A 7,894-nucleotide genomic window follows, 5' to 3' on the forward strand; every position below is an offset into this window, starting at 1 on the left:
CGCCGACCAGGCAGCGACCGAACAAGTGAACCTGAAACCACGTCAACCCGCTCTGACCAGCTAGTCAGCCACTCCCGCACTGCGGGGGAACCTCACCCCTTGCCCGACGCGGGCCCGCTGTGGGACATCTGGCTGCTGGCCGGGTACGCCCCGGGGCGTTATGCCATCTGCCTGCGAGCGCACCACAGCACCCAGGACGGCATGGGCCTGATCGGTACCCTGACCGCTCTGTTCGGCACCGCATCACCGCCCACGACGCACCCAGCGCCCCGGGCAGGCGCCGGAGCCTACCTGAGCACCATGCGCGGCATGCTGACCGCAAGTGCTGCCAACAACGCCTGGAACGACACCGGGCTGCCCCTCACCGGCCACCGCGACATCGACTGGGCGGATGTCCCCACCCAGCGGCTGAGGCAAGCCGCCATCACCCGCGGCGGCGACACGAACGACGGCTTCCTGGCCGCCCTCAGCGGAGCCCTGCGCACGTGGGCGGCACAGTCCTGGCCCCGCGGCGCCGACAGGCCGCTCCCAGCGATCAAGATGGTCAACCTGCGCCGTGCCGAGGAACACGACCGACCGGGGAACTTCTTCACCTTCGCACCGGCGCCCCTGCCCTGCCACGAACCGACAGCTGAAGGCCGCCTCGATCACGTCATCGCCGCCACCCGCACCACGAAAGACCCGGCCCGCCACAAGGCCATGCGTTCCGTGATGGACGTCGTCCCCGCACGTGCCTTCCACGCTCTGGCGACCCGGCTCACCACACCCGACCGGGCCACCATCAGCACCTCCTACCTCGCCATCCACCGGCCGCTGCGCTACAGACAGGACCTCGTCACCCGGCTCCAGCCCTTCACCTGGCTTCCCCGGCACCAGCCGGCGTCGATCGTGGCCTGCAGCTACAACGGAACGACCAGCATCTGCTTCGTCACCGACGCCGCTCTGCCCGGCCTGAACGAGCTGGCCCTTCTGTTCCAGGACGCCGTGAGCGAGCTTCCGCGCTCGGACGCCGACCCGCACGCGGGCAACCGACCGAAGCAAGCGCGCCCCGCCGACGTGGCGCGCCCCGCACCTGACGCTGCCCGTGACACCGCAGTCGTCATCGATTTCGACTTCATCAAAGGCGTCCTGGTCCAGCAGGGCAACCTGCCGGCCGAGTCGATCACGCGTCAGGCGACGCAGGAAGAAGCCGGTATCGACTCCCTGGCCGTGACCGAGCTGTCCATGATTCTCGAAGAGCGCCTCGGCGTCGTGATCACCGAAGACGAGCTGGCGAAGCCGACCACCATGGACGAACTGGTCAGCCTCGTAGCTCAACAGGCAGCAGCATCCCCCGACCGCGTGAGTCCGCAAGAGCGGAGTCCCCGCCCCCGGAAAGACCGATCCCACGCGGGGCCCGAGGCCTAGTCGCGCCCCGACCCCCAGTCAACAGCGTCGGCCAACACCGGCCGGAGGGCCAGCACGCCAGGGACAGCGGGATCACAACGAGCAGGCGGTCAGTCCACCCCTCCCGAAGACACCCCCGTTGACGGTGACGCCGACAAGCAAGCACAGAGAAGACAAACCGTTGATCTTTGCACGTAAAGCCGTGCCCCCGTCGCCGGCGCCCGCCGCGCGGCTGATCGGCCTGGGGTCCTACCTGCCCCCACGGAAGGTAGACAACGCCGACCTTGCAGCACGCCTGGACACGACAGATGAATGGATCCGCACCCGTATCGGTATCGCCGAGCGACACATCGCCGATCCGGCGACTGCCACCAGTGACCTGGCCGTGGAGGCAGGACTCCGGGCAATGAGATCGGCGGAGGTCGAGCACGTCGACGCCGTCATCCTGGCCACCGCCACTCCGGACCACCACGTGCCGGGTACCGCACCGGTGGTGGCCCACCGACTCGGCCTGCGCCAAGTGCCCGCCTTCGACCTCGGTGCAGGATGCTCGGGATTCGTCTACGCAACGACTGTCGCAGCGGGGCTCATCCACGCGGGAACCGCCGGCACTGTACTGGTCATCGGGGCTGAGAAGATGTCGGCCGTCATCGACCCCGCCGACCGTTCCACCGCGCCGATCTTCGGCGACGGAGCGGGTGCGGTCGTGCTCACGGCCGGACACTCCGGCGAATCCGGAACCCTCGGACCGCCCGCATGGGGGAGCGACCGCGAGCACGCGGATGCCATCTGCATCCCCGGCGGCGGTTCCCGCAGCCCCGCGCGTACCGCCGCCGACCTGGAGAACCTCTACGTACAGATGGATGGAAAGAGCGTACTCCGTCACGCGGTGCGCCGTATCACTCACGTGACTCGAGAGACAGCCGCCGCAGCAGGTTGGGCCGCGCAGGACATTGACAGGCTGATCGTCCACCAAGCGAACGCACGCATCAGCGCGGCAGTGGCCGACGCTCTGGAGATTTCGGCCGAGTGCGTACCGTCCAACATCGCCCGCGTCGGCAATACTTCTGCGGCTTCCATCCCCCTGCTGCTGAGCCACGCCGCGATCGACGGGCAGCTGGAAGGCAGGCAACGAGTCGTCGTGACTTCCTTCGGCGCAGGCTTCACCTGGGCGGCCACCACGCTGCTGTGGCCCATCGGCCTCCAGGCTCTTGCCTGAGCACCTGTTACGTCATCGCGGGGCCGCCGTGGTCGTCCCGACCATGGAGCCGACCACGGCCCGGCCCGACTCATGCGGACGCGGCGGCCTCGTCTTGTGCAAGGTCGCCGCGCCCTTCATCCCACCGGGCCGGCGCAAGCCGGACCTGGTCCTCACCGAGGCTGAGTGCGCGGAGCTGACGCGCTGGGCGCGGCAAGCGAAGACCGCGCAGTTCCTGGCGCTGCGGGTGAGCATCGTGCTGCGGTGCAGGGCGGGACGAGGGCCGAGGTTTCGTTGGGGAAGTGTCCGCGGGCGCGGACGGCCTTGCTGATGCGGGGCGTTGACGGACTCGATGGCGTTCGTCGAGCAGATGACTTGTCAATCTCGACGTCGAAGGAGAGGAAGGGCACGAACTCGGCCCAGGCGTTCTCCCAGAGCCGGATGACCGCCGGATACTCCTTGCCCCGGACTTCCTGAAACTCGCTGAACCGCGCGGTCGCGGCGGCCTCGTTCGTGGCTGTGCAGACGGGCTTGAGCGTCTTGGCGATCTTGTCCCAGTCCTGGCGGGTCGGCCGCATGCCGGAAGGTGTTCCTCAACAGGTGAAGCCGTAAAGAATCAACCCGTTGCTTTCGTAGGACAAAATCGTTTCTGTCGTTGGCCCGGGCCTGCCAGGACGAAACCCCCGCCTTCGTTTCCGGCGGCCTCACGCGGTCTGGGCCGCGCTGGTCACCGTGCGCCGGCTCGTCGGCAAGGCCTGGGGGCAGGCACCGGTACGCGATGCCTTACCGCGTGTCCCGCGTTGATCCCGTATGTGAAGTCGCGCAGGAGATTCCATCCGAGTTGCATCAGTGTCCTCATGCGGGCGTCTCCGAACGTCTTGGCTGATGAGCGCAGTGCGGTTCCGGCCGTACAGAGACTATACCCACCTGTATGGTTACTTGCACTCGTCCGGGGCGTCCGCGTAGTCCCTGCGGATCGACATCAGGCCCGGCATCTCGTGCTCGGCAAAGGTGATCTCCTTGCGGCCGAACGCGGCCAGGGAGAGATCGGCGACCTTGGAGTTTGTGAAGTCAGCGGACACTGGGGCTCCTTGCGGTCTGGAGATTACGGTGGATGTCGAGAACGGCGGCGGGCCGGTTGAGGGTGATGCAGTGCAGTCCGGGTGCTCCCTCGGCCAGGAGCCGCTCAGCCATCGTGGTGGCGTGGTCGACACCGATTCGGTGTCCGGCGGCCGGACCGTGGCGCGCCTGGTCCAGGCGGTGGGCGAGGCCGTCCGGGAAGGAGGCGCCGGAGAGCTGGGCGAAGCGGCCGACTTGGCGGATGTCAGTGGCGGGCATGATTGCGGGGATGATGGGTGTGTCGCAGCCGGCCGCGGCGACCCGGTCGCGCAGCCGCAGGTAGTCCTCGACGTGGAAGAACATCTGCGTGATGGCGTAGTCCGCGCCGGCCCGGCACTTGGCGACGAAGTGCCGGATGTCGCTCTCCCAGTCCGGCGAGCGGGGGTGGCGTTCGGGAAACGCCGCGACGCCGATCCCGAAGTCGCCCGACCGCCGCACCAGGGACAGAAGATCCACGGCATGGCTGAAGCCGTCGGGGTGTGCTGTCCACGGTGCTCCCGGGCCTCCGGGCGGGTCGCCGCGCAGGACGAGGACGTCCCGGACGCCGGCGTCCGCGTACTGGCCGATGATGTGCCGCAGCTCGGTCACCGAGTGGCCCACCGCGGTGAGGTGGGCGATGGGGCGTAGCGTCGTCTCGGCCGTGATCCGTTTCGTCACCTCGACGGTTCGGCCTCTGGAGGACCCGCCGGCTCCATAGGTGACCGACACGAAGGCTGGAGCCAGTGCCTCCACTCGGCGGATGGCCCGCCACAGGGCCCGTGCCCCGGCGTCGGTCTTCGGAGGGAAGAACTCGAAGGAGAAGCAGGGCGGGTCCCGGTCGAGGAGGTCGCGCACCGCGCTGCCTTCCCGCGTCACGACACCTCCGCCAGCCGTGGCTCGACCGCGCGGGCCGCTTCCTGGCCGTACGCCTGGGCCACGCGCGCGATCAGGTCCGTGGCCAGCAGCTTGTACTCCTGGGTGCCGACCGACTCCAGCACGGTGGTGGCGAGGGCGCAGCCCAGCTGGGCCGCCCGCTCATGCGGCCATTGCCACGCGATGCCGGCGAGGAAGCCGGCCCGGAAGGCGTCACCGGCACCGGTGGGGTCCGCGACCCCGGTCGTGGGGACGGCCGGTACATGCAGCCGGGGCGTGCCGGAGAGAGCCAGGGACACTCCCTCGGCACCCAGCGTGGTGACCCAGGTCCCGACCTGGTCGAGCAGGTACCGCTCCGTCCAGCCGGTGCGTTCCATCAGCAGCGAGGCCTCGTACTCGTTGGTGAACAGCCACTGCGCCCCTTCGATCAGCCGACGGGCCTGCTCTCGGTCGAGGCGGGCGAGCTGCTGCGAGGGGTCGGCGGCGACGGCCATGCCGAGGCGTCGGGCGGTGTCGGTGTGCCGGAGCATGGCGGTGGGGTCGTCGGCGCCCACCAGGACGAGCGACGGCCCGTCGAGGCGTGCGGCGACCGACGCGAGGTCGATCCGGGACGCCTCGGCCATGGCGCCGGCGTAGAAGGTGGCTATCTGGTTCTGGTCCTCGTCGGTGGTGCACACGAACCGCGCCGTGTGCAGGCGGTCGCTGATCCGCACGGCGGATGTGTCGACACCGTGCTCGCGCAGCCAGGTCTCGTATTCGGCGAAGTCCACACCGGCCGCGCCGACGAGGACCGGGGAGAGGCCCAGCAGACCCAGACCGAAGGTGATGTTGGCGGCGATACCGCCGCGGTGCACCTCGAGCCGGTCGGCGAGGAACGAAAGGGAGACCCGTTCCAGCCGGTCCTTGATCAGCTGATCGGTGAAACGTCCGGGGAACGTCATCAGATGGTCGGTCGCTATCGATCCGGTCACGACGATACGCACGGAGTACTCCTTGAATGCTGGGACCAGGGTCGGAGAGCAAGCGGCTCCGGGGCGGCGCCACGAGAGAGGCGGTGCACGGTCCGGGGGAGGGGCCGCGCACCGCCGGCTGGTGGGCGGGAAGCAGACGCCCTGTTGTCAGCCCCTCGCGGCCTTGCGCAGCGCGTCGGACCGGTTGGTGCGTTCCCAGGTGAAGTCCGGGAGTTCACGCCCGAAGTGGCCGTAAACCGCTGTCTGGGCGTAGATCGGGCGGAGCAGGTCGAGGTCGCGGGTGATCGCGGCCGGACGAAGGTCGAAGACCGTGGTGATGGCCTCCTCGATCTTCTCGACGGCGACGGTGCTGGTGCCGAAGGTCTCCACGAACAGGCCGACCGGCGCGGCCTTGCCGATGGCGTAGGCGACCTGGACCTCGCAGCGCGTGGCGAGGCCGGCGGCGACGACGTTCTTGGCGACCCAGCGCATCGCGTACGCGGCGGACCGGTCGACCTTGGAGGGGTCCTTGCCGGAGAAGGCACCGCCGCCGTGGCGGGCCATGCCGCCGTAGGTGTCGATGATGATCTTGCGGCCGGTCAGGCCGGCGTCGCCCATCGGGCCGCCGATCTCGAAACGGCCCGTCGGGTTGACCAGGAGGCGGTAGCTCTCTGTCTCCAGTTTGATGCCGTCCTCGTCGAGCCCCGCCAGGACGGGCTCGACGACATGCCGGCGGATGTCGGGGGCGAGCAGCTCGTCGAGGTCGATGTCGCGCGCGTGCTGCGAGGAGACGACGACAGTGTCCAGCCGGAGCGGCCGGCTGCCCAGGTACTCGATGGTGACCTGCGTCTTGCCGTCGGGGCGAAGGTAGGGGACCGTACCGTCCTTGCGGACCTTCGTCAGCCGACGCGACAGGCGGTTGGCCAGTTCGGCAGGCAGCGGCATCAGCGTCGGGGTCTCGTCGCAGGCGTAGCCGAACATCAGGCCCTGGTCACCGGCGCCCTGCCGGTCCAGCGCGTCGTCGTCGCCCTCGACCCGGCTCTCGTACGCGGTGTCGACGCCCTGCGCGATGTCCGGGGACTGCGCCCCGATCGACACCGACACCCCGCACGAGGCTCCGTCGAAGCCCTTGGCCGACGAGTCGTACCCGATGTCGAGGATCTTCTGGCGTACGAGCGTGGCGATGTCGACGTACGCGGTCGTCGTCACCTCGCCCGCGACATGGACCTGACCGGTGGCGATCAGGGTTTCGACCGCGACGCGGGAGGCGGGGTCCGCGCGGAGCAGCGCGTCGAGGACTGTGTCACTGAGCTGATCGGCGATCTTGTCGGGATGGCCTTCGGTCACGGATTCGGAGGTGAACAGGCGGCGGGACATGACACTCCAAGCGGTGGTGAGTGAACACGTGAGGAGGGGCGGGCTGGGGTACGCGGACCGCGCTGTCGGCGTGGCCCCTCCGACGCGACCCCGGCGGTGGACGCGCGGCCCGGTGCGGGCGGGTTGGCGCCCGCACCGGGCTGGGAACCACGGAACTCCGGCAGGCACCGGTGTGCGGCCTGCCCCGGACGGAAGCAGCGGTGCGTATCCCGCGTCAGCGCGTCGGCCCGGCCTTGCGGAACACCCAGTAGTCGGCCCGCTCTTCCGCGATGTAGCTGGCGTTCCTCAGCTTGGACTCCAAAGCGGCCCGATCACGGACCTCGGCCGACAGGGCGAAGTCCTCGAAGCCGGTCTCCGTGGCATAGCTGCCGCGGGTGGAGACCAGGATCAGGCCACCGGGCCGGGCGTACTCGATGAGCGTGAACAGGGCCGTCGGACGCACGTGGCCGAGCGTGAACACTCCACTGCTGACCACGATGTCGTACAGGTCCAGACGCTCGTCCCGCTGCGGCACCGAGAGGTCCACGCCGCCGTAGACCTTCCGGTAGGCGTTGGTCTTGACCGCCTCGGCAGCCATGTTCTCGGACAGGTCGACGCCGTCGATGACGTAGTCGCCCAGTGTCCGCAGGACGCTGCCGACCAGACCCGTGCCGCAGCCGGCGTCGAACACGGTCGCGTTCGGCGAGCCGTAGGCGGACGCGAGCAGGTGGACGAAGTTGGCCGCGACACGCGGTGCCACCCACTTCTGGTCCGCCAGGTCGACGTCGTACCGGGCCGCCCAGTCCTCGTAGTAGTTCTTGAGCCCGGGGGAGTCGTCGAAGAACACGTGCGACTGCTTGATGTTCGAGAAGGAGTTGCTCATGGGATTTCCTCCGTTTCGGAACATGCCAAACGATCAGGACGGTCTTGCCGAGCCGCTAGTACTCCAGCAGTACTTCGTGGCTTGACCTGGGGGAACGTGGAGCGGTGGGAGTGTAGCGGGCAGGATGCCGTCACGGACGACTTCCGCCCG

The 7,894-nt window shown here is 69.0% G+C and carries 7 protein-coding genes and 1 pseudogene; 2 read left to right on the plus strand and 6 right to left on the minus strand.

Features of this window, described 5'->3' with window-relative positions:
* Nucleotides 1-99: 99 nt before the first annotated feature.
* Nucleotides 100-1,407 carry a wax ester/triacylglycerol synthase domain-containing protein gene (locus tag ACGFYH_RS37055; RefSeq protein ID WP_393807570.1) on the plus strand — a complete coding sequence of 436 codons (1,308 nt, stop codon included), beginning with the start codon at nt 100-102 and terminating at the stop codon, nt 1,405-1,407.
* Between the two features lie 124 nt (nt 1,408-1,531).
* A complete protein-coding gene (locus ACGFYH_RS37060) occupies nt 1,532-2,605 on the plus strand; it encodes a beta-ketoacyl-ACP synthase III (RefSeq protein ID WP_393807576.1) in 1,074 nt (357 codons plus the stop codon).
* A 152-nt stretch (nt 2,606-2,757) separates the two neighbouring features.
* Here the strand turns inward: ACGFYH_RS37060 and ACGFYH_RS37065 are convergent, their stop codons facing one another.
* From ACGFYH_RS37065 to ACGFYH_RS37090, 6 genes and pseudogenes are all read right to left on the minus strand, one after another.
* On the minus strand, nt 2,758-3,162 hold the full coding sequence (locus ACGFYH_RS37065; protein WP_393807571.1) for a transposase: 405 nt from the start codon (nt 3,160-3,162) through the stop codon (nt 2,758-2,760).
* Between the two features lie 375 nt (nt 3,163-3,537).
* Nucleotides 3,538-3,666, minus strand: a pseudogene (locus ACGFYH_RS37070) (adenosylhomocysteinase); the annotation flags it as partial.
* Nucleotides 3,656-4,558, minus strand: coding sequence for a methylenetetrahydrofolate reductase [NAD(P)H] (metF, locus tag ACGFYH_RS37075; protein WP_393807572.1), 903 nt, complete (start codon nt 4,556-4,558; stop codon nt 3,656-3,658). The pseudogene ACGFYH_RS37070 and the gene metF, both read right to left, overlap by 11 nt.
* On the minus strand, nt 4,555-5,538 hold the full coding sequence (locus tag ACGFYH_RS37080; protein ID WP_393807573.1) for a carbohydrate kinase family protein: 984 nt from the start codon (nt 5,536-5,538) through the stop codon (nt 4,555-4,557). Before ACGFYH_RS37080 ends, metF begins: the two co-directional genes overlap by 4 nt.
* 135 nt (nt 5,539-5,673) lie before the next feature.
* The gene (gene metK / locus ACGFYH_RS37085) at nt 5,674-6,882 is read right to left on the minus strand and encodes a methionine adenosyltransferase (protein WP_393807574.1); all 1,209 of its coding nucleotides are present in this window, start codon (nt 6,880-6,882) and stop codon (nt 5,674-5,676) included.
* 214 nt (nt 6,883-7,096) lie between these two features.
* Nucleotides 7,097-7,744 carry a class I SAM-dependent DNA methyltransferase gene (locus ACGFYH_RS37090; protein ID WP_393807575.1) on the minus strand — a complete coding sequence of 216 codons (648 nt, stop codon included), beginning with the start codon at nt 7,742-7,744 and terminating at the stop codon, nt 7,097-7,099.
* Between the last annotated feature and the right edge of the window lie 150 nt (nt 7,745-7,894).

It is taken from the genome of Streptomyces sp. NPDC048392, from assembly GCF_043200575.1.
Taxonomy (GTDB): Bacteria; Actinomycetota; Actinomycetes; order Streptomycetales; family Streptomycetaceae; genus Streptomyces.

What these genes read in the sequence shown, in the direction of transcription:
- metK (WP_393807574.1), bottom strand. Translation starts at nt 6,882, where the DNA reads ATGTCCCGCCGCCTGTTCACCTCCGAATCCGTGACCGAAGGCCATCCC.
- ACGFYH_RS37065 (WP_393807571.1), bottom strand. Translation starts at nt 3,162, where the DNA reads ATGCGGCCGACCCGCCAGGACTGGGACAAGATCGCCAAGACGCTCAAG.
- ACGFYH_RS37090 (WP_393807575.1), bottom strand. Translation starts at nt 7,744, where the DNA reads ATGAGCAACTCCTTCTCGAACATCAAGCAGTCGCACGTGTTCTTCGAC.